Genomic DNA, 25,074 nt, shown 5'->3' on the forward strand with positions numbered 1-25,074 from the left:
GGCTGGCGCACACTTTTAACCTGCGTATAATCAGCAACCTGATATTCGCATCTAAATTGTTCAAATAATGACAACTTCTATGAACGTAGACCCTGCAGAAATAGCCAAATTTGAAGCCCTTGCTCACCGCTGGTGGGATGAAGAGGGTGAATTTAAACCACTTCACAGAATGAACCCGGTCAGACTGCGGTTTATCGAAGACAGATGCGATGGCCTGTTCGGCAAGAAAATACTCGATGTGGGCTGCGGTGGCGGCATCCTTTCAGAAAGCATGGCAAAGCAAGGTGCAACTGTAACAGGCCTAGATATGGGTGAAGCCCCGCTATCAGTCGCCCGACTGCACGCACTGGAAACTGGTACCGAGCTGGAATATCTGCAAATAACTGCTGAACAGCATGCCGAAGAAAATGCGGAAACGTATGACGTGGTTACCTGCATGGAGATGCTGGAGCACGTACCCGATCCAGCGGCGACCATCAAAGCGTGCGCAGCCATGGTCAAACCTGGCGGCCAGATTTTTTTCTCAACCCTCAACAGGACTGCAAAAGCCTGGTTGCTGGCCATTGTCGGCGCAGAGTACGTGCTCAAACTGCTACCTAAAGGTACCCATGAGTTTGACAAATTCATCCGCCCTTCTGAGCTGATCAGTTACATCGAAAGTGCACAGTTATTACCGAAAAAGATGATTGGGATTCATTACAATCCTCTCGCGCAAACCTTTAAACTAAAGCCGAATGTTGATGTAAATTACATGGTGCACTGCGTAAAGGAGAGCTAGATGCCGACCATCAAAGGTGTGCTGTTTGATCTTGACGGAACTCTATTGGATACCGCGCCAGACCTCGGAGATGCACTGAACTTCTTGTTAGCGCGTGAAAATCTCCCAACACTAAGTGACGATGAGATCCGTCCCGTTGCTTCTCACGGCGCTAAAGGGCTGTTGGATCTTGGTTTTGGCAAGGGTTTGGCTGAAGACTATTTTGAAATGCTCAGGCAGGACTTCCTTGACAGGTACAGTACCAACCTATGTCACCGCACCGGACCTTTCAGCGGCATCGACACCTTGATTGAGGAGCTTGAAAGCAGCGGTATTCCATGGGGTATTGTGACGAATAAACCTGCATGGTTAACAGATCCTTTAATGAGTAACTTTGCGCAATTTGCCAACGCAGGCTGCGTCATCAGTGGTGACACATTGCCTGTCAGGAAACCGGATCCTACGCCCCTCCTCCATGCCGCTGAGTTAATTAATGTGGCTGCAGAACACTGCTTATATATCGGTGATGCACAGAGAGACATTGAAGCTGGCAATAGAGCAGGCATGACCACCATGGTCGCCACATACGGATATCTGGCAGAGTCTGACCAACCTGAGCGTTGGCAGGCTGATGTCAGTGTCGCCCACCCAGATGAGATTGCCTTGTGGCTCACAGAGTTGCAGCAAATAGAAGATTCAGTAACATCACAATGGCCAACAAAAGCATACTAATCGTTGGGGCTGGCATCGCTGGCCTCTGTTTTCACCGCGCACTTAAACAACGAGGTTTAGACGCCACGATCGTTGAAAAATCTCCCTCCTGGCCGCCTGCTGGAGCGGGTATCTGCCTTCCTGGAAATGCCATGGCCGCGCTGCAAACACTTGGTCTGAAGCACCAGGTTATGCAACAGGCCAATCAATTTTCTTCTATTGAATATGCAAAAGCGAACGGCAAAACCTTGTCAACTGCGAACCTCGACAATGCACCACTGGATGAACAGCCTTTTGTTGCGATGAAGAGCCTTGCTTTGCTGGATATCCTCAAAGACGGCGTCGAAAACATACGCTTCAACTGCAGCCCGACCAAGGTTGAATATGTGCAAGAAGGAACATTGGTTGAATTTAGCGATGGATACAGCCAGTTCTTCGACCTTATAGTCGGCGCCGATGGCATTCATTCAAAGATCAGAGAACTGCTTTTCTCTGCCAACCCTGTCCAGAACCTGGCGGTAAGCTGCTGGCGGTTTTTGGCTTATTTGCCGGACGTAGCTCAATCACCTCGCTATTTGGTTGGCAATGACGACGCGTTTGCTTTCTACCCGCTAGGCAAAGGTTACTTTTATTGTTACGCGGAAAGTGGGGACAAAAACAAACAACTTCTAAGCGCCTCGCCTGAACAACTGGCAAAACACTTCCAACACTATGAAACTTCGGTAGCTCGCGCGTTTGAACAAATAGGCAATGCTAACCCGCTGTTCGCTAGTGCTGTGGAAACGATTACGCCGAAAGAATTTTTTAATAGCAATGTTGCGTTGATTGGTGATGCGCTTCATGGCTGTCCCCCTTCCCTGCAACAGGGTGTAGGTCTCGCTATCGAAGATGCACTTGTTCTAGCCAGACTGCTTAGCCGGTACCCATACGAACAGGCGTTCCCTCGTTACGAACAGATTCGGCGACAGCGAGTTACTTGGGTCGGCGAACAGTCTACTCGAAGCCTGAAGTTGGCGAGCAAAGGGCGATTTTTCCATGGAAGAGTTGCACGCAATAACACTCTGCGTCGTAAAGGCCCCGGGAATGTCGCGTTCTGGCAGAAGCTAATGGCACAGGATCCTCTTAAAGACGTACTTTGATCCATTCCTCATCCAGATTGCAATAGTATATCAAGCACTTAGACTAGGTAGGTATGATTGATTTAATCTCGATGAGGGAAAGCTGATGAGTAGAATTCTTGCCAACGCGCCGCATTTGCAACGATTACGTCCTAAGCTCTGCTTTCATTATCTATTTGTCAGCCTATTGCTACTGATTGTACTGCCTCCGCACATGGAGGGAGTGATAGGTGTTGCGATCACTGAGGCGATGCTCAGTCTGGTAATGCTGAGCTCGCTTTACTTAGTGGTTGAGCAAAAACGTTCGCTTTATGTTGGCATAGCGCTGTTTTTACCCGCGATGTTCCTAAGTTGGAACGAAGTCTACATCGGTCAACAATTTGCTCATTACGTACCCGCTGCCGCTAATATCGTGTTTTTTGGGTTTGTAAGCATTCAAATCTTCAGGTACCTGATTAAACAACTTCATCCTAATACCGAGATGGTTTTAGCGGCAACGTCGCTCTACCTGATTCTAGGTGTGCTCTGGGCCTTTATTTACGCAGCGCTTGAGCTGAAATACCCGGGTTCTTTTAATCTGGGCGCACGCATCGACTCAGGGACATTCAGCGAACTTCTATCAGATATGGTTTACTTCAGCTTTGTCACACTCACGACCCTTGGGTATGGCGATATCTCACCCCAAAACAGTTTTTCCGAAAGTTGGGTGGTACTGGAAGCAGTGTTAGGCCAATTCTATGTCGCGATCGTTTTGGCCCGAATACTCGGTCTTTACGTTGCCAGAGAGCTGGATGAAGAATCAAACGGCAGCGACGAGAACTGATTGTTTAAACGCTGACGTTCGAGATATCCAAGCGCTTAGTGAAATGATATGTTCGCCTTAAGCTACTAATTTCCGCACCGCGGCAAAACGCAGAGAACTGCATGAAGCAAATAGTAAAATCGCACAAGTTAGACAGTGTTTGTTATGAAATTCGTGGTCCAGTGTTAGAGGAGGCAAAACGCCTCGAAGAAGACGGCCACCGCGTGTTAAAACTTAACATCGGTAATCCCGCTCCCTGGGGTTTTGAAGCCCCCGAAGAACTGATTATTGACGTCATACACAACTTGCCCACTTCACAGGGTTATTGCGATTCCAAAGGTCTGTTTTCGGCTCGAAAAGCGGTCATGCAGCAGTTTCAGCAGCGTCAGGTGTTTGGTCTGGATATCGAAGATATCTATATCGGTAATGGCGTCAGTGAGTTGATTCTTATGGCGATGCAGGCACTGCTCAACAATGGCGATGAGATGCTTGTTCCTGCACCTGACTATCCCCTTTGGACCGCTGCAGTCACACTTTCAGGGGGTAACCCTGTGCACTATGTCTGCGACGAAGCAGCAGACTGGCAACCGGACATCGAAGATATCAAGCGCAAAATTACGCCAAACACCCGTGGCATCGTTATTATCAACCCAAACAACCCCACAGGTGCGGTCTACAGCAAAGAGGTGTTGCTTGAAATTATCGAGTTGGCAAGGCAGCACAATTTAATCATCTATGCCGATGAGATCTACGACAAAATTCTGTACGACGACGCTGAACATATAACGCTTGCCTCGCTTGCTGACGACGTAATCATTCTCTCTTTTAACGGGCTATCTAAAAGCTATCGCGCGGCAGGATTCCGCGCCGGCTGGATGGCGGTAACCGGCCCCAAAATACGCGCCACAGGGTACATCGAAGGGCTGACTATGTTGGCCTCTATGCGACTATGCGCAAATGTGCCTTGCCAGCACGCTATCCAAGCGGCACTGGGCGGCTATCAAAGTATTAATGAACTGATACTTCCTGGTGGACGTTTACGAGCACAACGCGATATTGCTTATGAGATGCTTAACGATATTCCAGGGGTTAGCTGTACCAAACCCAAGGGCGCACTTTATGCGTTTCCGAAGCTGGACCCAAAACGCTACCCGATCCACAACGATGAGCAATTTGTCCTCGATTTGCTAAGGCAGGAAAAGATTCTTGTCGTACAAGGCAGCGCTTTCAATTTGCCCAGTACTGACCACTTCCGCCTGGTGACCCTGCCCCGAGAAGACCAGTTAAAAGGCGCCATTGAACGGATCGCACATTTTCTTGAGAGTTATCGTCCTGCATGAGTAAGCAAAGCCACTTCTTCGCCCATGTCGCACGCTTGAAGTTGATTCAGCGTTGGCCGCTGATGCGAAATACCCAAGTAGAGAACGTGCAGGAACATAGTCTGCAGGTTGCAATGATCGCTCACGCTCTTGCTGTGATAAAGAATAAACACTTTGATGGCAACCTGGATGCTGCTCAAATTGCGCTGCAAGCGATGTATCACGATGCCAGTGAAGTGATTACCGGCGACCTGCCTACTCCGGTCAAATATCACAATCCAGAGATTGCCCGTGAATACAAAAAGATTGAAAAATCTGCTGAACGAAAACTGCTGGATATGTTGCCAACGGAGCTGCACAGCGAGTTTGAATCTCTGCTTATCAGCGACCAGCAGGACAGCGAGAGCCATCGGCTGATTAAGGCCGCCGATACCATATGTGCATATATTAAGTGCCTTGAAGAGGAAAACGCGGGCAATAGCGAGTTCAATCTTGCCAAGCAACGCCTGACTGAGCAGCTGGAATCTATTACCAGCCCCGAAGTCACCTACTTCAAAAAACACTTTATCCCCAGTTTCTCCCTCACGCTCGACGAAATCAGTTAAGGTGTATGGTTAATGGAAGATTTGGCTTGTAAAGACAGAAGACTGACTGAAACCAAGGCACGCCAAAGCGACCATAGAACTCCCTATCAAAGAGACCGCGCACGCATCCTCCACTCTGCAGCTTTCAGGCGCTTACAGGCCAAGACTCAGGTGTTGGGCGTCGGTATGAATGATTTCTATCGAACGCGTTTAACCCACTCGCTGGAAGCAGCACAGATAGGTGCCGGCATTCGAGCTCAGTTGGTGTTAAAGTTCCCAGAGCAGGCCTCTTTGCTGGACAGCGATCCACTTATTGAATCGATCTGTTTTGCACATGACTTAGGTCATCCTCCCTTTGGCCACGGCGGAGAAGTGGCACTTAACTGCATGATGGCTAAGCACGGCGGTTTTGAAGGCAATGCGCAAACCTTTCGCATTTTGGCCAAACTTGAGCCTTATACGCCCGAACACGGTATGAACCTCTGCCGACGAACATTATTGGGTGTACTCAAGTATCCGCAAACGCTGGATACCCTCAGCCACAAACAATATCCGGACAACGCGCAGGTCAAAGCGCAGATCAGGCCCTCTGAATGGCATCCGCCAAAAGGCATATATGATTGTGATACCGAGTTATTAGATTGGGTTCTCTCCCCTCTCACATCAGAGGACCAAACACGCTTCACCAGCTACAACCAACAAAGCGATAAACACGGAAAAACGCGCTACAAATCGATGGACTGCTCGATAATGGAGTTAGCGGACGATATCGCCTACGGCATCCATGACATGGAAGATGCAGTAGTCATGGGCATCGTCCAGCGAGATGACTGGGAGCAGCATGTCGTGCTTCCGCTTCGGGACCTGAATCATGTCTGGTTCAAGAAAAACCTGGATAAGTTATCGAGCCATTTATTCAGTCAACACCAGTACGATAGAAAAGATGCCATAGGTAGCCTGGTAAACCTGCTTATCTCATCCATCGAATTAAAGCGGTCGCGGTCTTTTCACTCACCGCTTTTGGATTATCAAGCGGTACTTCCTGAAGCACTAGCCAAAGCGCTGGGACTGTTTAAATCTTTTGTATACGACTTCGTAATACGAAAGCCTGAACTTCAGTTGCTTGAATTTAAGGGGCAACGGATCGTCATGTCCCTGTTTGAAGCGTTTCATGCAGAACCTACGCGGCTGTTGCCCAGAACCGTTCAAACAGATTGGCAAGCAGCATTCGATCAACTTGGAGAATCCGCCGCATGTAGAGTCATTGCGGACCATATCTCTGGCATGACAGATGCTTCGGCAAACCGGTTATATCAAACCTTGTTTCTGCCACAAGCAGGGTCAATAAACAGCCAGCACGACTTATAAAAGGGATCCGCTGAATACAAACACAATGAGAAGATAATCAGTGTCGTAACCGCTTATAAATCTAGCAATATTTCATTGCCCCAGGCTTCAACTCGAAAGATTTCGACCCTAATCACACTATCGCCATAAACGAGATGTAAAACTTTCATTTATGTAATTAAATTACATTTGATCCACATCAAGCGTACCTCTAAGGAGGCATCTATACTCCCCACCGACCAAAGAAATTTATTAAACAGACGAACCGGAAATCAGCTAAAGCTGGACTATACTCAACAACTCGCTAAGCTACGAAACTTGTTAGTAAGCTGTTGGTCTGTTTAATAAATTTCACATCTCACCAGGAGACATAGCAAATGCCTGTCACCAATATCGAAGAGCTTAATGCTCTGGTAGAACGCGTTAAAAAGGCACAACGCATTTTCGCCACATACTCACAAGAGCAGGTTGATAAAATCTTCCGCGCTGCATCTTTGGCCGCTTCAACAGCTCGTATCGAGCTGGCTAAAATGGCTGCAGAAGAGTCAGGCATGGGCATCATGGAAGACAAAGTGATCAAAAACCACTTTGCTTCTGAATTCATCTACAACAAGTATAAAGATGACAAAACTTGCGGCGTTATCGAAAGCAATGACGAAGCAGGTACCATCACTATCGCAGAGCCAGTAGGTATCGTATGTGCGATTGTTCCTACGACTAACCCAACTTCAACCGCTATCTTTAAAGCGCTTATCTCGTTGAAGACGCGTAACGGTTGTATCTTCTCTCCACACCCTCGTGCGAAAGACGCAACTAACTACGCAGCGAAATTGGTTCTGGACGCGGCTGTTGCAGCTGGCGCACCAAAAGACATCATTGGTTGGATTGACCAGCCTTCAGTTGAACTGTCTAACGGTCTGATGAAGCACGACGACATCGCTATGATCCTTGCGACCGGTGGTCCAGGCATGGTTAAAGCTGCTTACTCTTCAGGTAAGCCTGCAATCGGTGTTGGTGCTGGTAACACACCAGTTGTTATCGACGAAACTGCTGACGTTAAGCGTGCTGTTTCTTCAATCCTTATGTCTAAGACTTTCGACAACGGTGTTATCTGTGCTTCTGAGCAGGCAGCAATCATCGTTGAGTCTAAGTACGACGAAGTTATCGAGCGTTTCGCTAAGTACGGCGCAGCTGTACTTTCTAAAGCAGATGCAAACAAGGTACGTAAAGTACTGATGATCGACGGTGCTCTGAACGCCAAGATCGTAGGTCAGCCAGCATACAAGATTGCTGAACTGGCAGGCGTAACTGTTCCTAAGGCAACTAAGATCCTTATCGGTGAAGGCCTGGAAGCATCTTACGATGACGAATTCTCTCACGAGAAACTGTCTCCTACTCTGGGTGTTTACAAAGCGAAAGACTTCGAAGATGCGGTTCGTCAGGCAGCTATCGTTCTCGACATCGGCGGTGTAGGCCACACTTCAGTGCTTTACACAGACCAAGACGCAAACGCTGATCGTATCAACTACTTCGGCGACAAGATGAAGACTGCACGTATTCTGGTGAATACGCCTTCTTCTCACGGTGGTATTGGTGACCTTTACAACTTCGACCTTGCGCCTTCACTGACCCTGGGTTGTGGTTCTTGGGGTGGTAACGCCATCTCTGAAAACGTAGGTCCTAAGCACCTGATTAACAAGAAAGTTGTTGCTAAGCGAGCTGAAAACATGTTGTGGCATAAACTACCTAAGTCTATCTACTTCCGTCGTGGCTCTCTGCCAATCGCTATGGACGATCTGGACGGCAAGAAACGTGCTCTGATCGTTACCGATAGCTTCCTGTTCAACAACGGTTATGTTGATGACCTGCGTGCCATCCTTAAAGATAAGGGCATGGAAGTTGAAGTATTCTACGAAGTAGAAGCGGATCCTACACTGAGCGTTGTAAACAAAGGTGCTGACGTTTGTCGCACTTACCAGCCTGACGTAATTCTGGCTGTGGGCGGTGGTTCTCCAATGGACGCTGCGAAGATCATGTGGGTAATGTACGAGCACCCAGAAACTGACTTCGCTGACCTGTCTATGCGCTTTATGGATATCCGTAAGCGTATCTACAAGTTCCCTAAGATGGGTACCAAAGCTGAGCTGGTATGTATCACTACCACTTCAGGTACAGGTTCAGAAGTTACTCCGTTCGCTGTTGTTACCGATGACCAGACTGGTCAGAAGTACCCTCTGGCTGACTACGAGCTGACGCCTAACATGGCAGTTGTTGACGCCAACCTGGTTATGGATATGCCTAAGTCTCTGTGTGCGTTCGGTGGTTATGACGCTGTAACTCACGCAATGGAAGCTTATGTATCTGTACTGGCTAACGAATACTCTGATGGTCAGGCTCTGCAAGCACTTAAGCTGCTTCAGCACTACCTGCCTAGCTCTTATAAGAACGGCAAGGCTGACGCTGTTGCCCGTGAGAAGGTTCACAACGCCGCGACTATCGCTGGTATCGCGTTTGCGAACTCTTTCCTGGGTGTGTGTCACTCAATGGCTCACAAACTGGGTGCTGAGTTCCACATTCCTCATGGTCTGGCAAACGCCCTGCTTCTGGCTAACACTGTTCGCTTTAACGCGACAAACACGCCTACCAAGCAAACTGCGTTCTCTCAGTACGACCGTCCTAAGGCACGTGCTCGCTACGCTGAAGTGGCTGACCACTTGGGTCTGGGTGGTAAGAACACCGAAGAGAAAGTTAACAACCTGCTGACTTGGTTGGAAGAACTGAAAGTTGAGCTGAACATCCCACTGTCTATCCAAGACGCTGGTGTTGATGAAGCAGCCTTCATGGCCAAAGTTGACCAGCTTGCAGTTGATGCGTTCGACGACCAGTGTACTGGTGCGAACCCACGCTACCCTCTGATCAGCGAACTGAAGCAAGTTCTTATCGATTCTTTCTACGGCCGTCCGTACCAAGAAGGCGAAGACAGTGCTGATGCCTTAGCTAAATCTCAAAAAGCTAAGAAAGCACCTGCTAAGAAAAAGTAATTAGCAGCCGCTAAGAATAAAAAAGCCCGCTTAATGCGGGCTTTTTTATTAATTTTTTAAAACAAAGCTGCTTGTACATAAGCCAACTTCGCTGGGACTGTTTACGCTGCGACGGGCTTTGAGTGCAGCTGATTGAGCAGGGATATCATTGGCTCGTCAGCAGGATATGTTCTTTCAGTAGGCTTTGCTGGGTTTTGTTTCCAATGCGGCAAGATAGCTTTAATGTCAGCAGATATACCATCATCATTTTCAGACTTGCCTACAAGCGGCTGTGGCATTAATGCGTCAGCTAACCTTAGATCCGCCAATGAAGCTTCTGCTTTACGTAACTGATGATACAAGCCAAGTTTTTCGTCGATAGCGTCATCAGCGTAAAGCGGTTTGGGGGGAGTAAGTTGAAGTGCACGCCGCAGCGAAGCATCGGTTGCATCGGCTTCTCTTTGTTGAGTATTAGCAAACGAGAATTGCGGCTGATCCGTTACGTCATCAGAGAGCATTGCCAACAGAAGGGAAAACTTAGCACTATCGCTACTGGCTATCGCATAATTCAGCGATTGACCAAGCTCCAGCTCGTTTACTACCCATGTTGAATTGACCTGATTGGACTGCACAATTCTACCCGTTTCACTTTGTTAACTAGTTGTCGGCAAGCTCCATAAAATCTTTAATCAAATTTAGTTTTGCGGTGATCCATGCCCCTTACTGCACCATGTCGCTATGCTATATTCACGCAGGAGTTAAAACGCGGTAACTCAGGGAGTTAGTTTGAAACTAAACAATTCACGCGTGCTGGTTGTTGATGACCAACGTTCATTTCAGGTCATGCTGAAAGGCATGCTGAACAATATTGGTTATACCAGCATAGATATGTGTGAGAGTGGCGAGCAAGCAGTCAAGATATGTAACGATCATGACTTCGACTTGCTGCTTGTCGACTACAACTTAGGTATGAACAAGAAAAATGGGCGGCAACTGCTGGAAGAGCTGCGCGCAAAATCCCTGATCACCACGGAAGCTATTTTCATTATTGTCACCGGCGAAAACAGTCGTGCAATGGTGTTAGGCGCCATTGAAAACCAGCCCGATGATTACATAATGAAGCCCTTCTCTCAGCGCCAACTTAGTTCTCGTATCGAGCGCGCCTATCACAAGCGCCAGGCAATGCAGCCGATTCTCACCAAGCTGGCCGATCAGGACGATAAGGGGGCAATCGAAGCCTGCCACAAACTCATCACAACTGGCGGCAAGTACAGCGCCCACTGCAAGAACCTGCTGGCGGAACTGTTTTGTAAAACCGGTCAATATGAGGAGTCGGAGAAATTCCTGAAGTCGCTACTTGCCGAAAGAGATATCTCGTGGGCAAAAGTCGCACTAGCCCGCAGCTTAATCGGCATGTCTCGTTTTGAAGAAGCAAAAGAGCTTCTTGAAGAGCTTCTTGTTGTGCACCCTCAGCTGTTGGATGCTCATGACCTAAAAGCCAAAGCACTGTATGGGCTATCCGAACCAGCACTTGCACTTCAATCACTGCAAGACGCAGCGGATATCTCTCCATACTCAATTGAGCGTCAACAACAAATTGCCACTATCGCAAAAGAGGTCGGCGAAAAAACCTTAGCGCAAGAAACGTATCAAAACATCTATGAGTTAAGTAAGCGCTCTCTTCATCATGATATAGAGCACTTACTTAACTATGTCCGGAACACCTTTGAAGCGTCAGAGAGCGCAGAAGAAGCCCCTAAACGACATAAATTCCATCACGAAGCGATGAACTGTTTACACCGAGCAAAACAAGACAACTTGTATGGTGACTTCGACTTCGCAACCTTTGAGGGTTTATGCCAGGCCAAGCTTGAAGCAAACAAAGGTGAGCTGATTAAGGCAAAGAAATCCTACTATCAGGCGGTCAAGCCATTCTCCGACTTAGGCGTAGAGGGTATTCCAAAGGAGTTTCTGGGAGAGAGTTTGATTACGTTAGGCAGGATTGGTGAGTTTGAGGAGATGATGCAGACTGCAAACCGAATGAATAACGAAAAGGAATTGGGGAATTTTGCCGCTACTGCTTTGGAAAATTTTCAGAAAGATGAAGAGCAGCACGAGCGTGTTGCGCAGTTCAGACAGTGCTACCTTGATGGTTCTAATGCGTACGATAACGGTGACTATTCAGCGGCTGCGAAAGCCTTTAGAACGGCACTGAGTTTAGCTCCAACCAATACAGGTGCTGCGCTAAACTTGATCCAATCTATGCTGCAACAATGTCGGAATGATAAAAAACCGCAAGCAACGCTTAGTGAGTGTAAGGAAGTGTTCCGCTTGCTCGATGGTGTACAACTACCCAAGCAGCACAAAACTCGATACAGCGACCTTAAACAAACCTACAACAAGATGATGCAAAAATAGAAATTCTGTTTCTCATTTGTATCTGCAAGCGTATACACTAACGAAAAACATCAAGATTGAACTTTCTATGCAGTTTACAGTCAAAACTTTTTCGTCTTTGTTTCTCGCGTTTTCTTCCTTGGCGATATTCTCTGGCTGTTCGACAACGAATGGGTGTGAAAACATCGAAGAAGTTATCGCACAAGAGAAAATGTGTAAGGATCTTCAGAGAAAGATATCCACCAGCAAGAGCCTTCAGGTACGCGGCGCTTTAGAGGACCAGTACCAACAGGAGTGTGTCGAGTTTCGTTATTACCGCGACAATTTCGAAGGTGGCAATATCTGCACCTTGGAAGATCGGAAAAAGATAGCGGCTGAAGCAGACACTACTGAATAACTACCCTTCCCCATTCCAACCATAATCTATACTAGGGTCAGTGACTTATAAAACACTGACCCTATGTCTGAAAAGAAAACACAATGCGGCTTTGTTGGCGCAGGATCCAAGCAGTGTGAAGAGGATGCGTTAAGTAATGGCTACTGTTTTTGGCATGATCCAAATACAGACAAGTCAGGCTTGGAAATTAAAAATGCGCTGGAGAAGTTTGTCAGGCAAGCGCCAGTCAGCCAAGGATTACAACTTAAACGCACTCGCTTAGACCAAATAGACTTAGTCAACCGAGGCGAGCACAAAGGCTTTGACCTCAGAGGTAGCGACTTCTACCGCGCATCGCTGGTAAACGCCCATCTATTTTCCGTAGATCTTTCCAACAGCAGTTTGATGAAAGCCGATTTGAGAGGTGCCAACCTCCACTGTGCAAACCTTACAAACTGCAATCTACTCGGCGTAAAGCTAAAAAATGCCCGGTTGGATAATGTTCAGCTAGGCAAGCAGTTACTCCAGGAAAAGCGCGGTAGAAAGCTTTGGAAGCAAGGACGTAAACCGGAGGCGGTCGATAATTTTCAGCAAGCAGAAGAAGTCTACAGAGACTTAAGAAAAGCGGCAGACAGCCAGGGCCTATTTGAAATGGCAGGATACTGCCTGCACAAAGAACTCACTATGCGCCGCTATCAAATGCCAAAACCCTCTTTCCAACGAGCACTTTCCAAAGGCATTGACCTGTTTTGTGGCTACGGCGAGCGCCCCTTCAATGTCGTACTATTTGCCATGTGTTTTATTGTTGTCTGTGCACTCGCTTACTTCATGCTGGGAATTACTCATCAGGGACAACTATTGATGTTTACGCCTGAAACACTGGGCATGGAAGATGTTAGGAGCGCGTTGGCCTGCCTCTACTTTAGTGTTGTCACATTTACCACACTTGGATATGGGGATATCGCACCGGTCGGATTAGCAAGGTTTATTGCGGCTTTTGAGGCATTTACGGGTAGCTTCACTATCGCATTGTTCGTGGTGGTCTTTGTAAAAAAGATGACCCGTTAATACCTCCCCCCTGTTTTAAAGAGGCAAATTAAGTCTCATTAAAAAGCTGTTTTGTTAACACGCAAATGTTAAACACGCATAAACCAGCCAATAGCGAATTAAGTTAGTCCCTCTTTTGCCCTGCTCTTTACAACAGGGCCGGAACACTGTGTTACTGGCATTTCCTTCCAACAGCCTCTAGACTGGTCGTACCAGACCATAAAAACAACAATACTTCTATGCTTAAAAACTTTCCTATTGTCATAAACACATCTGTTGCCTGGGGAGAAATGGATGCGTTAAACCACGTCAACAATACTATTTATTTCAAATACTTCGAGAATGCGCGCATTGCGTACTTTACCTCGTTAGACCTGATGCCAACAATGCAATCTCAAAAGCTTGCTCCAGTTCTTGGCTCAACCCAGTGCCGATACAAAGTCCCGTTAACCTACCCCGATGACATCGCTATCGGAGCGCGTATCACAGATATCTCCTGCGACAGATTTACCATGGAGTATCAGGTGTTCAGTGAAAAACATCAGCGTGTCGCGGCTGTTGGTGAGGCAGTAGTTGTTGCTTTTAATGTAGCCTCGGGCCAAAAGGACACCATCCCCACCCCCTTGGTAGACGCAATCAAACGAGCAGAGGCTGATGCCGGCAATCAGCTGTAAATCTTAAAGATGAATAGAACTGAGGAAATCAGGCATGACGTTTAACAGCTTTACACCGCCTAAAAGAACACTGCTGGGACCCGGCCCATCAGATATTTCACCAAATGTATTATCCGCTCTTTCACGCCCAACCATTGGCCATTTGGATCCTCTCTTTATTGGTATGATGGACGAAGTCAAAACCATGCTTCAAAAAGCTTTTTTGACCTCCAACGAAATGACCCTGGCGGTTTCTGCGCCTGGTTCTGCAGGTATGGAGACCTGTTTTGTTAACCTTCTCGAGCCAGGAGACAAGGTCATCGTGTGTCGTAACGGCGTATTTGGTGGCCGGATGCTGGAAAACGTTGAACGTTGCGGCGCGACGGCCGTAGTCGTTGACGCCCCATGGGGGCGCGCAGTATCAATTGACAAAGTTGAGGAAGCGCTTAAAGCAAACCCTGACGTCAAATTTGTTGCCGCTGTGCATGCCGAGACCTCAACTGGAGCATGTTCGGACATAAAATCGTTGTGTTCACTCGCTAAACAATATGGCTGCTTAACCATCGTTGACGCAGTAACATCTCTGGGGGGTATCGAGTTAAGGGTCGATGACTGGGGCATAGACGCGATCTATTCCGGCAGCCAGAAATGTCTTTCATGTGTGCCAGGCCTGTCTCCCGTGAGCTTCAGCCCTGCCGCTGTTGAAGTGATCAAACAGCGCAAAACCAAAGTCCAGAGTTGGTTTTTGGACCAGTCACTGGTCATGGACTATTGGGCGGGAGAAGGCAAGCGTTCATATCACCATACCGCTCCGGTTAATGGCCTTTACGCTCTGCATGAGTCGCTATGCCAACTTCTGAATGAGGGGCTGGAACAGTCGTGGCATCGCCATTTGCTAATGCATAATCTATTAAAACAAGGACTAACCGACCTGGGTATCGAGTTTATCGTTCCTGAAGATGAACGACTGCCACAATTAAATGCCGTGTACATTCCTTCGACCGCCAGTGACGCGGAGATACGGACGGCGTTACTTAATGATTACAACATTGAAATTGGCGCAGGCCTTGGAGAGCTGGCAGGCAAAGCTTGGCGTATAGGCTTGATGGGATATGGCGCAAGGCGTGAAAATATCACGCTGCTCTTGGGCGCATTACGAGCACTCCTTTAATCCAATTGGCAATAGCCATAAATACAAAAAAGGTTGAGTTTTCACTCAACCTTTTTTGTATTCCGTAAGATTACCGGCGACGTTGCGGCCAAGGAAGTTTCCACTGGCTATCCCAGTTAGCACCTCTCGGTCCGAACTCATTTGCATATTGGTATAGATACTGCGTTGTCAGCGCCTGCTCAGGGGAAAGGTTTAGCCTTTCTCTGATTTGACGACGTATACGCTGGTAACTTAAAGAAAGCTGTTTCGCTCTAACCCACGCATTAAATTCCTTTTCCTCTACGAAGATGGCATATGCCTGCTCCGCTGCCTTATCACCCAACAATCCACAACGATCCAACCCAATGTTTACTTGGTCAATGGAGTAGCTGTTTCTATCTCCGTAGCATGCTCGAAGATATGGAGACACAAGGGTGATAACCTTGATCAGCTGTTTTCGTGCAGAAAACAAACTAAAAAGGGCCATAAAACATCCATTCAAATAGCGATTTGGACCCGCATACTAGCATTTTTGTGACGCGGTTCAAATATATTTGCCATTTCAGAATGTTAAAGCTCTCGTTGTTGCGATTTTGTAAAACCCCTTTAGCATGTTCGGTTGGCGCATATTCAGTTCGCCTTGTGGATATTTAATGACCAGATTTTCTATTTTTCCAGCGGGTAACAAGCAGCGCGCACTCACTGAACGATTCCTTCTGTCGGCATCAGCCTATGTTGTTGGAATATCTTTGGCATGGATTGCCACTGCTTTCGAGTTAGCAGAGATATCAACGCCGGTGCTGGTCTGGAGCACCGGTATCATTTCTTTCTTTATTGTTGGCATGTATTTTCTCTATCGATTTGGTGCTAACAACAACATCGAAGATTCTGTCCTGACCCGACTGCAAATGCTCGCAGCCATAGGTTGGAGCAGCTTCTTTATTTTTCATACACAGGAACTCCGTGGCGCCTTTCTTATGGTTTACCTGTTTATAACCATGTTTAGTTTCTTCACATTGAATCGAGCCCAAACCGTACTCATCGCATTTTTAATAGCTGCTGCATATGGGTGGGTGATATTGTTTGACTGGGTAAGGCAAACACCAGGATTCAACTTACAGGTGAATCTATTGCAATGGGTGATTCTTTCTGCAGTGCTGGTCTGGCTCTGCGCTATTGCTGGTTACATGACCCATGTAAGAGAAAAAGTTCGAAAGTCCTCAATCAAAATCCAGCAACAAAACGCGTTGATCAAAGAGGCTAACCAGGAGTTGGAACAGGCTTTGGCGAAAATGGAGTTAATGGCCAATACAGATGAATTAACCGGGATTGGTAATCGCCATTACTTCCGTCAGCAAGCCCACTCAATGGTTAAACAGCAATACGTAGATGAAAACAGCTTTGCTGTTTGCCTGGTGGATGTTGACCACTTCAAGTGTATTAATGACCAGTATGGGCATCACAAAGGGGACCGAGCCCTAAAGCAAATCGCAAGAGAACTGCGTGTAGCTTTACCAGATGAAACCATATTAGCGAGATTCGGCGGCGAAGAGTTTGTCGTACTCCTGCCAAATGCGGCGCTCAAATCAACCATGGAACAGTGTGAGAAGATGCGAACATCTATTGAACAATACCGCTTCTCAGAGCTTGAGCTTTCGGCACCACTTACCGTGTCGATTGGCGCCACACTTTTCTGCAGTGGAGACAACCTTGATTCAGCCTTACGACGCGCTGATCAGTCACTTTACAAAGCTAAGGAGGCCGGGCGTAATAAGTGTGCCTACGACTTTTCGCTGGATCCTTCACTTAAGCAAGATTTAAACTTGGACTCTTCCATAACCTGAGCTTTTAATCCAACTCGTGCTAACAGATAAAACCTTATGAAAATAGTTAGTTTCAATATCAATGGCCTAAGAGCCAGAATTCATCAATTAGCTGCGCTTATTGAGAAGCACCAGCCAGACATCATTGGCCTGCAGGAAACGAAAGTGCATGATGATGCTTTTCCACTGGAAGCAGTTCAGGAACTGGGTTATCACGTCGAGTTTTTTGGCCAGAAAGCACACTACGGTGTGGCAATGCTTAGTAAGCAGAAGCCCGTTTCGGTTGAAAAAGGCTTCCCAACTGACGATGACGAAGCACAAAAACGCATGATAAAAGCGAGCTTTGAGCTTGATGATGGTTCGATACTGCACGTGATGAATGGCTACTTTCCTCAGGGGGAGAGCCGTGACCATCCCATAAAGTTTCCATACAAAGAGAAGTTCTACCAAGATCTTCAAAATTATCTGGAACAAACACACCAACCGGGTGATCAGCTTGTCGTCATGGGGGATATCAACATATCACCAATAGACCTGGATATTGGCATTGGTGAAAACAATGCCAAACGTTGGCTGAAAACTGGCAAATGCAGCTTTCTCCCTGAAGAGCGGGAGTGGCTGGCTCGCCTGAAAGCATGGGGCTTTACCGATACATTCCGTCATCTGACCCCTGAGGTTGAAGGAAAGTACAGCTGGTTTGACTACCGCTCACGTGGATTCGATGACAATCGCGGTCTCCGAATTGACGTCATTCTAGCCACGGCTCCCTTGGTGGACAAATTGAAGGAATCTGACATCGATTATGAACTGAGAGGCATTGAAAAGCCGTCAGATCACGCTCCTATTTGGAGTGTGTTCGCGCTTTAGGCCACAGTGCTAACCCACTGATTTTGTGTGGACATATCCAAAACTTTCGGTTCCATTTGGCTTGTGCTGGGGGAACCAGACGCTAAGATAGTGGTCAGACAAAATCAGAAACCCGTTTTAATGCTCGCGGTAAGCGTGCCATTGGCAACAAAATAAAAGGAAACGTTATGAACGTTGTTTCTTCAACCTCTGAAGGTATTATCAAGGAACAGAATAAGGTGTTGAAAAACACCTTTATTATGGTTGGTTTGCAGTTTGCAACTGCAGCCGCAGCAGGCGTCATAGCGACTATGTTTGCCCTGCCCCCTGTTCACTGGATCATTTTTCTTGTTGGCTTTTACGGCCTCTCCTTCCTGGTAGAGAAAAACCGTTACAGCATGACTGGCTTTTTCTGCGCCCTGGCCGCTGCAGGCCTGCTGGGCTACGCAAGTGGCCCATTGATCAGTCTTTATCTGGCGGTAAAACCTGACGCAGTATTCATGGCGCTGGCAATGACTGGCTTATCCATGTTTGGACTTGCCCTCTACGCAACAACCACCAAGAAGGACTTGAGTGTTTTTGGTGGCCTGATGAGCATTGCTTTCTGGGTCATTATCGGTGGTGTGGTATTAAACATTTTCATGGGTAGTAGCTTAATCGCACTCGCCCTCTCAGGAGCTATTGCTGCTTTCTCAGGCTTGGCGATCATGATGGTGTTGCAGTCGGTTATCCGAGGCGGTGAAACCAGTTATGTTTCTGCCTCCCTGACAATCTTTGTAGGTATCTACAACATCTTTATGTTCTTCCTGCATATCTTCGGTGGCGGCGACGATTAATTTCTAACCTTGTCTTTCGAACACTAAAAAGCCTGGCAATCGCCAGGCTTTTTTTATCAACACGTGAGCCTACTACTTGGTGCGCGTACCATGCTCTCTAATTAAGATTTACCACGGCATCACTATCTAAAGATTCCAGCTCGGCGGTAACCATCGCCGGCTCCATATCGTTGGGTAAACGAAGCTTCATTTGCGCGGTAAAAATGTTAGTACCGAGTTCCGCAACACCAACACGATGACATTCCATATGTTCTACCTGAACGCCTTGATCAGTTAGCACATGAGTTATATCACTTACTAAACCCGGTCTGTCATTTGCGTCGTAACTTACATTAAGTGTTGCGCCCGCATCGGTGTTAGCGACCTCGTTAATGTTTACCAGATATCCCTCGAGTTCACTCAACTCTGCTTTAAGTGCCGGCGCATTCTCAATTGGAACTTCAACTTTCAATAGGCCAGAAAACTGACCTCCCAGATGATTTGTTTTGCTATCAAGCCAACGACCACCCAGAGCGTGTGTTTTCTCAGCCAACTGCTTAAGTAAACCAAAGCGCTCAGGCCCCATAATACTCACCATAAATTGCGCACTCATGATGGCTCCTCCTCAGGAAAAACAGGCAGTTGCGAATAACACTGCCTAAATAACGGGTACGCACTAAGTGTAACACTCCAGCGCAAAATGCACTGAAATTAGCGGTTTAATTTCAAGCAGCAGATCTAGATGTCTGTGCTAGATCATGAAGTCGATTAGATTTGCCTGCGGCCAATAAAAAAGGTCGCCTACTTCACGCAGACGACCTTTTTTTTGAATTATATTGTTAAGTTACGTACTACAGCAGCGCTGGAATACCAAACTTAGGCTCCAACATACCTACCGCAAGCATTGCCGCCAGACAGATAATCAGAACAACCGTAGGAATGATAACTCGGTCCAGCTTGCTCAGCTTCTTCGGACGCTCTTTATCACCAATCAGGCCATTGTTATCTAACAGCATGGTCAGTGCCCAAGCCAATACAGGGTTGGTCACCATCGCAGCGAATACACAGATACCAGCTGACTGAGAGTCTTTGGCATCTTTAATCATCTGCATACCTGCTTCAAGTAGCGGCAGTGCAACACCAACCAAAAGCGCTACTCGCATGACAGGAGGCCATACAGCCGCATCCATTGGGTAACCCACGATAGCGATAACCATCACCAGAGCACCCAGCAGGATTGCACCTGCAGGGATTGGACGCTTAGCGATAGCAGCAGGGATCATGTATGTACCCCAGCTTGATGTGATGTTACCACCACCAACGGCAGTACCAACCATCTGACGAACAGAACACATGGTCATAGTGTCATCTACGTCCATCAGTACTTTTTCAGTCTTCTTCGGATAGTTAAGTTCCTGGAAGATTCGGTGACCAAGGAAATCTGGAGACCACATAGCAACCGCCAAAATGGCAAACGGCAGTGATGCAATAAAGTGCTGCATATTAGGTAAGCCAAGTTGCCATCCGGTCTCTGTAGAGCCCCACCAGTAAACTGGGTTCAGGTTTGGCAACCCTGGCTCAGTAGTGAACGTCAGGTCAAAGCCGGCGCCTGAAACCATAGCGACAACGAAGCCTGTTACAGCACAAAGAGGAATTGCCAGCCAGCGCTTGCCCAATTTAGCGAGTACAGCATAAACAACGACGGTGATTGCCAAGACGATCAGAGCGACATAGCCCATATCACCAGCAGCTACCCCTTCTGCCTCATTGCTTAGGCCACTAGCCCAACCAATAAGCGAGTTAATCTGGCTCATTGAACCGGTGAAACCGAGGAAGACCAGAAGGCCACCCGCGACTCCTTCACTGGTGAGGTTCACTAAACGAGAACCACCTTTGATCGCACTCAAGATAAGTCCAAACACACCAATAAGGATTGCCAGGGCCAATGGATGGGCCCCTGCCATGGCGATCAGGAAGATCATCGGGATCATCGGGCCATGGTTTCCGGCGAGGTTTGCACGAGGGTTGATAAACCCTGATGCAAGAATACAGAAGAGGAATGCGGGGATGATCATCTCTACACGGGCCACTTCAATTGCCCATGCAACGTCCAGGTTTACGTGATCCCACTTTTCAGTAAGGCCAGCAGCCCATGCCATCATTACCGCAGAATACATCGCGATAATACCAATGGTACCTGCAATCGCAGGTACCAGATCTTCAAGCTCAAAGCGGAAATCGCGCCCTGGCAAGTTCAGGCCGTAGCGGCGTGGTTTCATGATCTGAAGTTCATGATCCAGATAATCTGAACGACTATCAAACTCACTACTTGGGCGATGCAATTCGCTGTAGCTGCGCTCTTCTGTTGCGTCAGCGTTGCCCGGCTTTACCGGATCAATCTCTTGATGGGTACCCATAGCGACGTTGGCTTCCTCTGATGATTATAAATTCGGTGCTGATGTTAGCGTGCATCGTGCAATCAATAACTGGTATTGGCTATTTTTTACTCGAAACGCCAGCCTTTCAACTTTGGCTGCAAAGTGTAGTTTTTTTTCATTGCAGTAAGTTGATACGGATCATATTTATTTAACTGCTGTTTACATTTAAACAGGCTGTAAAGGGGCTTTAACCCTGAAAACTGTATGTGAAATCACAGTAACGATTCACAAAACAATAACAACTCTAATCACTTAGCTAGCTAACACCACTAAAAACTGGAATGTTTTTACAGCGCACATCCTACGAAGACTTATTCCAGTCATTTTTTAATGTTATATTTCAGCAACTTAAGCAACTCCTCACCACTTATGTAATTTTATTACAAAAACCCAGGAAAACTGATCCAGATCAATTATGAGACAAGCTTGACTGGTAAGATGTCGTTGTCAATTACTGCTTCCCTAGGTAGCTTGACATAGCTACTCAGGGGATTGTGATAACAGGATTTTTTCGGTTGATCTGATTTATTGAATGTGAGTAGTTTCCTTGCCTGAATTTTGGCTTTTTCAGGAACCTCCGCAGACAAAAAAAATCAGATGAACTAAGGCAGACACGCTATTCTTTGAGCAGGTGCATCGGCCATAAGGTGGACAAGGCACCAGCTTAATAAAGTGGTCTTAATTTCATGTCACGTGTGACAAGGGGAAACGTAATGCCAGAGTCAAATTCAGTAAATGCTTGGGAAGGGTTTCAGCCCGGCGATTGGCAAACTGAAGTAAACGTTCGAGACTTCATCCAAAAGAACTATACCCCGTATGAAGGCGACGAAAGCTTTCTAGCCGGCGCGACCGAAGCAACGAACAAGCTTTGGGAACAGGTTATGGAAGGTATTAAGCAGGAAAACAGCACTCACGCACCTGTTGACTTCGATACCGATAACCCAGCCACTATCACTTCTCACGATGCTGGCTACATCAACAAAGACCTGGAAACTATCGTTGGTCTTCAAACTGACAAGCCTCTCAAGCGCGCTATCATCTGTAACGGTGGTATCCGCATGGTTGAGCAATCGTGCAAAGTTTACGGTCGCGAGCTTGACCCTACAGTAAACAAAATCTTCAGCGACTATCGTAAGACCCACAACCAGGGTGTTTTCGATGTTTACACTGCTGACATCCGTAACTGCCGTAAGTCTGGCGTAATCACTGGTTTGCCTGATGCATATGGCCGTGGTCGTATCATTGGTGACTACCGCCGCGTTGCTCTGTACGGTATTGACCGTCTGATGAAAGACAAGGTTAAGCAGCACATCAGTCTTGAAGACGATATGTACAACGCAGAAGATCCAGCAGCGCTGGAGCGTTCTATCCGTCTCCGCGAAGAGATCTCTGAGCAGCACCGAGCCCTGGGCCAAATGAAAGAGATGGCAGCCAAGTACGGTTGTGATATCAGCCGCCCAGCTGAAACGGCTCAAGAAGCTATCCAGTGGACCTACTTCGGTTACCTGGCTGCAGTTAAGAGCCAAAACGGCGCGGCAATGAGCCTGGGCCGTGTATCTACCTTCTTGGACGTATATATCGAGCGTGACCTTGCTGCTGGCACGATCACTGAAGAACAAGCTCAGGAAATGATCGACCACTTCGTAATGAAGCTGCGTATGGTTCGCTTCCTGCGTACTCCTGAGTACGATGATCTGTTCTCTGGTGACCCTATCTGGGCAACTGAGTCAATCGGTGGTATGGGTCTTGACGGTCGCCCTCTGGTTGCTAAAACCAGCTTCCGTTTCCTGAACACCCTGTACACCATGGGTCCAAGCCCTGAGCCAAACACTACCGTACTTTGGTCAGAGCAACTGCCTGAAAACTTCAAGAAGTACTGTGCCAAGGTTTCAATTGACACTTCTTCAATCCAGTACGAAAACGATGACCTGATGCGTCCTGACTTCGAGTCTGACGACTACGGTATCGCGTGCTGTGTTAGCCCAATGATCATTGGTAAGCACATGCAGTTCTTCGGCGCTCGTGCAAACCTGGCCAAGACGCTTCTGTACGCAATCAACGGCGGTATCGACGAGAAGCTGAAACTTCAAATCGGTCCTAAAGAAGCACCAATCACTGACGAACTCCTCGACTTCGATACAGTAATGGATCGTCTGGACCACTTCATGGATTGGCTCGCTAAGCAGTACGTTGCTGCACTGAACTGCATCCACTACATGCACGACAAGTACAGCTACGAAGCAGCCCTGATGGCACTGCACGATCGTGACGTTCGTCGTACTATGGCGTGTGGTATCGCAGGTCTGTCAATCACTGCTGACTCACTGGCGGCAATCAAGTACGCCAAAGTTAAGCCAGTACGCGACGAAGATGGCATCGCTGTTGATTTCGAAACAGTTGGCGACTTCCCTAAATTTGGTAACAACGACGCTCGTGTTGATGAGATCGCATGTGACCTGGTTGAGCGCTTCATGAAGAAGATTCAGAAGCTTTCTACTTATCGCGACGCAATCCCAACTCAGTCAGTTCTGACCATTACTTCTAATGTTGTATACGGTAAGAAGACTGGTAACACACCTGATGGTCGCCCAGCTGGTGCACCGTTTGCGCCTGGCGCAAACCCAATGCACGGTCGTGACGAGAAAGGTGCTGTTGCATCACTGACTTCTGTAGCCAAACTGCCATTTGCTTACGCGAAAGACGGCATCAGCTACACTTTCTCTATCGTGCCAAATGCGCTGGGTAAAGATGACAACACACGTAAGTCAAACCTTGCAGGCCTGATGGATGGTTACTTCCATCACGAAGCCAACATTGAAGGCGGTCAGCACCTGAACGTTAACGTGATGAACCGTGAAATGTTGCTCGACGCAATGGAAAACCCTGAGAAATATCCTCAGCTGACTATTCGTGTGTCAGGTTACGCTGTTCGCTTCAACTCTTTGACTAAAGAGCAGCAACAAGACGTAATCACCCGTACATTCACTGCGTCACTGTAAAACTGCAGGTTGCCTGGCCTTGCCGGACAACCGCAGCGTATGTGTAACGCGCTGAAAAATACGGTATAAATGTAGGGCCTTGCGTATTTGATACACAAGGCCCTTATTTTTGGAGAATTTATGTCTGACATTATTGGTCGAATCCACTCAACGGAATCCTGTGGCACTGTCGACGGGCCTGGTATTCGTTTTATCGTCTTCATGCAGGGCTGCCTGATGCGCTGCAAGTACTGTCATAACCGTGATACCTGGGATCTCGATGGTGGCAAAGAGGTAACCGTTGAAGACCTAATGAACGACCTTCAGAGTTACCGCCACTTCATTACTGCCAGCGGCGGTGGTGTAACAGCCAGCGGTGGTGAGGCGATCCTTCAAGCCAAGTTTGTCAAAGAGCTTTTCAAGGCCTGTAGAGCTGAAGGAATTCATACCTGTTTAGACACTAACGGCTTTGTTCGTGTTTACAACGACGATATTCATGAACTTATTGATGTCTCAGACTTGGTGTTACTGGATATCAAACAGATCGATGATCAGAAACACATCGATTTGACCAAGGTGAGTAATAAGCGAACTCTGCAATTCGCCGAGTACCTTGCAGAGAAAAACCAGCCCGTATGGTTGCGGTACGTAGTCGTTGGCGGCTACACCGACGATATCGAATCGGCGCATGCACTAGGTAACTTCATCAAAGATATGAAGAATATTGAGAAAGTAGAACTTCTCCCCTATCACGAACTTGGCAAGCACAAGTGGGAAGCGATGGGCGAAAAGTACGACCTTGAGGATGTGAAACCACCGTCCAAAGAGACGATGGAAGCCATCAAAGAGGTTATTGCCAGTTACGGTCATAACGTCATGTATTAAGCAGTGAA

22 protein-coding genes are annotated in these 25,074 nt (G+C 47.4%); 18 read left to right on the forward strand and 4 right to left on the reverse strand.

Annotated features, from left to right (window positions below):
* Positions 1 to 67 precede the first annotated feature (67 nt).
* The 8 genes from ubiG (at position 68) to adhE (ending at position 9,679) form a co-directional block, all read left to right on the forward strand.
* On the forward strand, positions 68 to 778 hold the full coding sequence (gene ubiG, locus ABEA14_RS12525; RefSeq protein ID WP_425557253.1) for a bifunctional 2-polyprenyl-6-hydroxyphenol methylase/3-demethylubiquinol 3-O-methyltransferase UbiG: 711 nt from the start codon (positions 68 to 70) through the stop codon (positions 776 to 778).
* On the forward strand, positions 779 to 1,489 hold the full coding sequence (locus tag ABEA14_RS12530) for an HAD family hydrolase (RefSeq protein WP_345340353.1): 711 nt from the start codon (positions 779 to 781) through the stop codon (positions 1,487 to 1,489).
* A complete protein-coding gene (locus ABEA14_RS12535; RefSeq protein ID WP_345340354.1) occupies positions 1,468 to 2,607 on the forward strand; it encodes an FAD-dependent monooxygenase in 1,140 nt (379 codons plus the stop codon). The genes ABEA14_RS12530 and ABEA14_RS12535 overlap by 22 nt, the downstream gene beginning before the upstream one ends.
* An 85-nt stretch (positions 2,608 to 2,692) precedes the next feature.
* Positions 2,693 to 3,409 (forward strand): potassium channel family protein, encoded by a 717-nt coding sequence (locus ABEA14_RS12540; protein ID WP_345340355.1) that lies wholly within the window; start codon positions 2,693 to 2,695, stop codon positions 3,407 to 3,409.
* A 101-nt stretch (positions 3,410 to 3,510) separates the two neighbouring features.
* Positions 3,511 to 4,728 carry a pyridoxal phosphate-dependent aminotransferase gene (locus ABEA14_RS12545; RefSeq protein ID WP_345340356.1) on the forward strand — a complete coding sequence of 406 codons (1,218 nt, stop codon included), beginning with the start codon at positions 3,511 to 3,513 and terminating at the stop codon, positions 4,726 to 4,728.
* Entirely contained in the window at positions 4,725 to 5,312 is a 588-nt protein-coding gene (gene yfbR, locus ABEA14_RS12550; RefSeq protein ID WP_345340357.1) for a 5'-deoxynucleotidase, read from the forward strand. Before ABEA14_RS12545 ends, yfbR begins: the two co-directional genes overlap by 4 nt.
* 12 nt (positions 5,313 to 5,324) lie before the next feature.
* The gene (locus tag ABEA14_RS12555) at positions 5,325 to 6,659 is read left to right on the forward strand and encodes an anti-phage deoxyguanosine triphosphatase (protein ID WP_345340358.1); all 1,335 of its coding nucleotides are present in this window, start codon (positions 5,325 to 5,327) and stop codon (positions 6,657 to 6,659) included.
* Positions 6,660 to 7,015: 356 nt separating this feature from the next.
* Positions 7,016 to 9,679, forward strand: coding sequence for a bifunctional acetaldehyde-CoA/alcohol dehydrogenase (adhE, locus tag ABEA14_RS12560; protein WP_345340359.1), 2,664 nt, complete (start codon positions 7,016 to 7,018; stop codon positions 9,677 to 9,679).
* 101 nt (positions 9,680 to 9,780) lie between these two features.
* Here adhE and ABEA14_RS12565 read toward each other — a convergent pair whose 3' ends face one another.
* The gene (locus ABEA14_RS12565; protein WP_345340360.1) at positions 9,781 to 10,290 is read right to left on the reverse strand and encodes a VC2046/SO_2500 family protein; all 510 of its coding nucleotides are present in this window, start codon (positions 10,288 to 10,290) and stop codon (positions 9,781 to 9,783) included.
* Between the two features lie 154 nt (positions 10,291 to 10,444).
* Here ABEA14_RS12565 and ABEA14_RS12570 point away from each other — a divergent pair, with 154 nt between their 5' ends.
* From ABEA14_RS12570 to ABEA14_RS12590, 5 genes are all read left to right on the forward strand, one after another.
* On the forward strand, positions 10,445 to 12,076 hold the full coding sequence (locus ABEA14_RS12570; protein ID WP_345340361.1) for a response regulator: 1,632 nt from the start codon (positions 10,445 to 10,447) through the stop codon (positions 12,074 to 12,076).
* A 190-nt stretch (positions 12,077 to 12,266) separates the two neighbouring features.
* Entirely contained in the window at positions 12,267 to 12,452 is a 186-nt protein-coding gene (locus ABEA14_RS12575) for a hypothetical protein (protein ID WP_345340362.1), read from the forward strand.
* Positions 12,453 to 12,515: 63 nt separating this feature from the next.
* Complete coding sequence (locus ABEA14_RS12580; protein ID WP_345340363.1) at positions 12,516 to 13,499, forward strand: ion channel; 984 nt, start codon at positions 12,516 to 12,518, stop codon at positions 13,497 to 13,499.
* 218 nt (positions 13,500 to 13,717) lie between these two features.
* Positions 13,718 to 14,152, forward strand: coding sequence for an acyl-CoA thioesterase (locus ABEA14_RS12585; RefSeq protein ID WP_345340364.1), 435 nt, complete (start codon positions 13,718 to 13,720; stop codon positions 14,150 to 14,152).
* Positions 14,153 to 14,186: 34 nt separating this feature from the next.
* On the forward strand, positions 14,187 to 15,302 hold the full coding sequence (locus ABEA14_RS12590; RefSeq protein ID WP_345340365.1) for a pyridoxal-phosphate-dependent aminotransferase family protein: 1,116 nt from the start codon (positions 14,187 to 14,189) through the stop codon (positions 15,300 to 15,302).
* 70 nt (positions 15,303 to 15,372) lie between these two features.
* On the opposite strand, the gene ABEA14_RS12595 is transcribed toward ABEA14_RS12590, so the two are convergent.
* Positions 15,373 to 15,768, reverse strand: a complete 396-nt coding sequence (locus ABEA14_RS12595; RefSeq protein WP_345340366.1) for a DUF6559 family protein — start codon at positions 15,766 to 15,768, stop codon at positions 15,373 to 15,375.
* A gap of 166 nt (positions 15,769 to 15,934) precedes the next feature.
* On the opposite strand from ABEA14_RS12595, the gene ABEA14_RS12600 reads away from it, so the two are divergent.
* The 3 genes from ABEA14_RS12600 to ABEA14_RS12610 all read left to right on the forward strand — a co-directional run bounded on the left by ABEA14_RS12600 (position 15,935) and on the right by ABEA14_RS12610 (position 18,786).
* Positions 15,935 to 17,125, forward strand: coding sequence for a GGDEF domain-containing protein (locus ABEA14_RS12600; RefSeq protein WP_345340367.1), 1,191 nt, complete (start codon positions 15,935 to 15,937; stop codon positions 17,123 to 17,125).
* 36 nt (positions 17,126 to 17,161) lie between these two features.
* Entirely contained in the window at positions 17,162 to 17,971 is an 810-nt protein-coding gene (gene xthA / locus ABEA14_RS12605; protein WP_345340368.1) for an exodeoxyribonuclease III, read from the forward strand.
* Between the two features lie 167 nt (positions 17,972 to 18,138).
* On the forward strand, positions 18,139 to 18,786 hold the full coding sequence (locus tag ABEA14_RS12610) for a Bax inhibitor-1 family protein (RefSeq protein ID WP_345340369.1): 648 nt from the start codon (positions 18,139 to 18,141) through the stop codon (positions 18,784 to 18,786).
* Between the two features lie 97 nt (positions 18,787 to 18,883).
* Here the strand turns inward: ABEA14_RS12610 and ABEA14_RS12615 are convergent, their stop codons facing one another.
* Together ABEA14_RS12615 and ABEA14_RS12620 are read right to left on the reverse strand one after the other, a co-directional pair.
* Entirely contained in the window at positions 18,884 to 19,378 is a 495-nt protein-coding gene (locus tag ABEA14_RS12615; RefSeq protein ID WP_345340370.1) for a glycine cleavage system transcriptional repressor, read from the reverse strand.
* Between the two features lie 238 nt (positions 19,379 to 19,616).
* Positions 19,617 to 21,182 carry a DUF3360 family protein gene (locus tag ABEA14_RS12620; RefSeq protein ID WP_345340371.1) on the reverse strand — a complete coding sequence of 522 codons (1,566 nt, stop codon included), beginning with the start codon at positions 21,180 to 21,182 and terminating at the stop codon, positions 19,617 to 19,619.
* Positions 21,183 to 21,916: 734 nt separating this feature from the next.
* On the opposite strand from ABEA14_RS12620, the gene pflB reads away from it, so the two are divergent.
* Both pflB and pflA read left to right on the forward strand, forming a co-directional pair.
* A complete protein-coding gene (gene pflB / locus ABEA14_RS12625) occupies positions 21,917 to 24,202 on the forward strand; it encodes a formate C-acetyltransferase (RefSeq protein WP_345340372.1) in 2,286 nt (761 codons plus the stop codon).
* Between the two features lie 120 nt (positions 24,203 to 24,322).
* A complete protein-coding gene (gene pflA, locus ABEA14_RS12630; RefSeq protein ID WP_345340373.1) occupies positions 24,323 to 25,066 on the forward strand; it encodes a pyruvate formate lyase 1-activating protein in 744 nt (247 codons plus the stop codon).
* The last annotated feature ends 8 nt before the right edge of the window (positions 25,067 to 25,074 follow it).

The sequence above is a fragment of the Corallincola platygyrae genome, assembly GCF_039544265.1.
Lineage (GTDB): Bacteria > Pseudomonadota > Gammaproteobacteria > Enterobacterales > Neiellaceae > Corallincola > Corallincola platygyrae.

Coding starts and splice junctions, on each gene's coding strand:
- ubiG (WP_425557253.1), top strand. CDS start 68: ATGACAACTTCTATGAACGTAGACCCTGCAGAAATAGCCAAATTTGAA.
- ABEA14_RS12530 (WP_345340353.1), top strand. CDS start 779: ATGCCGACCATCAAAGGTGTGCTGTTTGATCTTGACGGAACTCTATTG.
- ABEA14_RS12535 (WP_345340354.1), top strand. CDS start 1,468: ATGGCCAACAAAAGCATACTAATCGTTGGGGCTGGCATCGCTGGCCTC.
- ABEA14_RS12540 (WP_345340355.1), top strand. CDS start 2,693: ATGAGTAGAATTCTTGCCAACGCGCCGCATTTGCAACGATTACGTCCT.
- ABEA14_RS12545 (WP_345340356.1), top strand. CDS start 3,511: ATGAAGCAAATAGTAAAATCGCACAAGTTAGACAGTGTTTGTTATGAA.
- yfbR (WP_345340357.1), top strand. CDS start 4,725: ATGAGTAAGCAAAGCCACTTCTTCGCCCATGTCGCACGCTTGAAGTTG.
- ABEA14_RS12555 (WP_345340358.1), top strand. CDS start 5,325: ATGGAAGATTTGGCTTGTAAAGACAGAAGACTGACTGAAACCAAGGCA.
- adhE (WP_345340359.1), top strand. CDS start 7,016: ATGCCTGTCACCAATATCGAAGAGCTTAATGCTCTGGTAGAACGCGTT.
- ABEA14_RS12575 (WP_345340362.1), top strand. CDS start 12,267: ATGTGTAAGGATCTTCAGAGAAAGATATCCACCAGCAAGAGCCTTCAG.
- ABEA14_RS12580 (WP_345340363.1), top strand. CDS start 12,516: ATGTCTGAAAAGAAAACACAATGCGGCTTTGTTGGCGCAGGATCCAAG.
- ABEA14_RS12585 (WP_345340364.1), top strand. CDS start 13,718: ATGCTTAAAAACTTTCCTATTGTCATAAACACATCTGTTGCCTGGGGA.
- ABEA14_RS12590 (WP_345340365.1), top strand. CDS start 14,187: ATGACGTTTAACAGCTTTACACCGCCTAAAAGAACACTGCTGGGACCC.
- ABEA14_RS12595 (WP_345340366.1), bottom strand. CDS start 15,768: ATGGCCCTTTTTAGTTTGTTTTCTGCACGAAAACAGCTGATCAAGGTT.
- ABEA14_RS12600 (WP_345340367.1), top strand. CDS start 15,935: ATGACCAGATTTTCTATTTTTCCAGCGGGTAACAAGCAGCGCGCACTC.
- xthA (WP_345340368.1), top strand. CDS start 17,162: ATGAAAATAGTTAGTTTCAATATCAATGGCCTAAGAGCCAGAATTCAT.
- ABEA14_RS12610 (WP_345340369.1), top strand. CDS start 18,139: ATGAACGTTGTTTCTTCAACCTCTGAAGGTATTATCAAGGAACAGAAT.
- ABEA14_RS12615 (WP_345340370.1), bottom strand. CDS start 19,378: ATGAGTGCGCAATTTATGGTGAGTATTATGGGGCCTGAGCGCTTTGGT.
- ABEA14_RS12620 (WP_345340371.1), bottom strand. CDS start 21,182: ATGGGTACCCATCAAGAGATTGATCCGGTAAAGCCGGGCAACGCTGAC.
- pflB (WP_345340372.1), top strand. CDS start 21,917: ATGCCAGAGTCAAATTCAGTAAATGCTTGGGAAGGGTTTCAGCCCGGC.
- pflA (WP_345340373.1), top strand. CDS start 24,323: ATGTCTGACATTATTGGTCGAATCCACTCAACGGAATCCTGTGGCACT.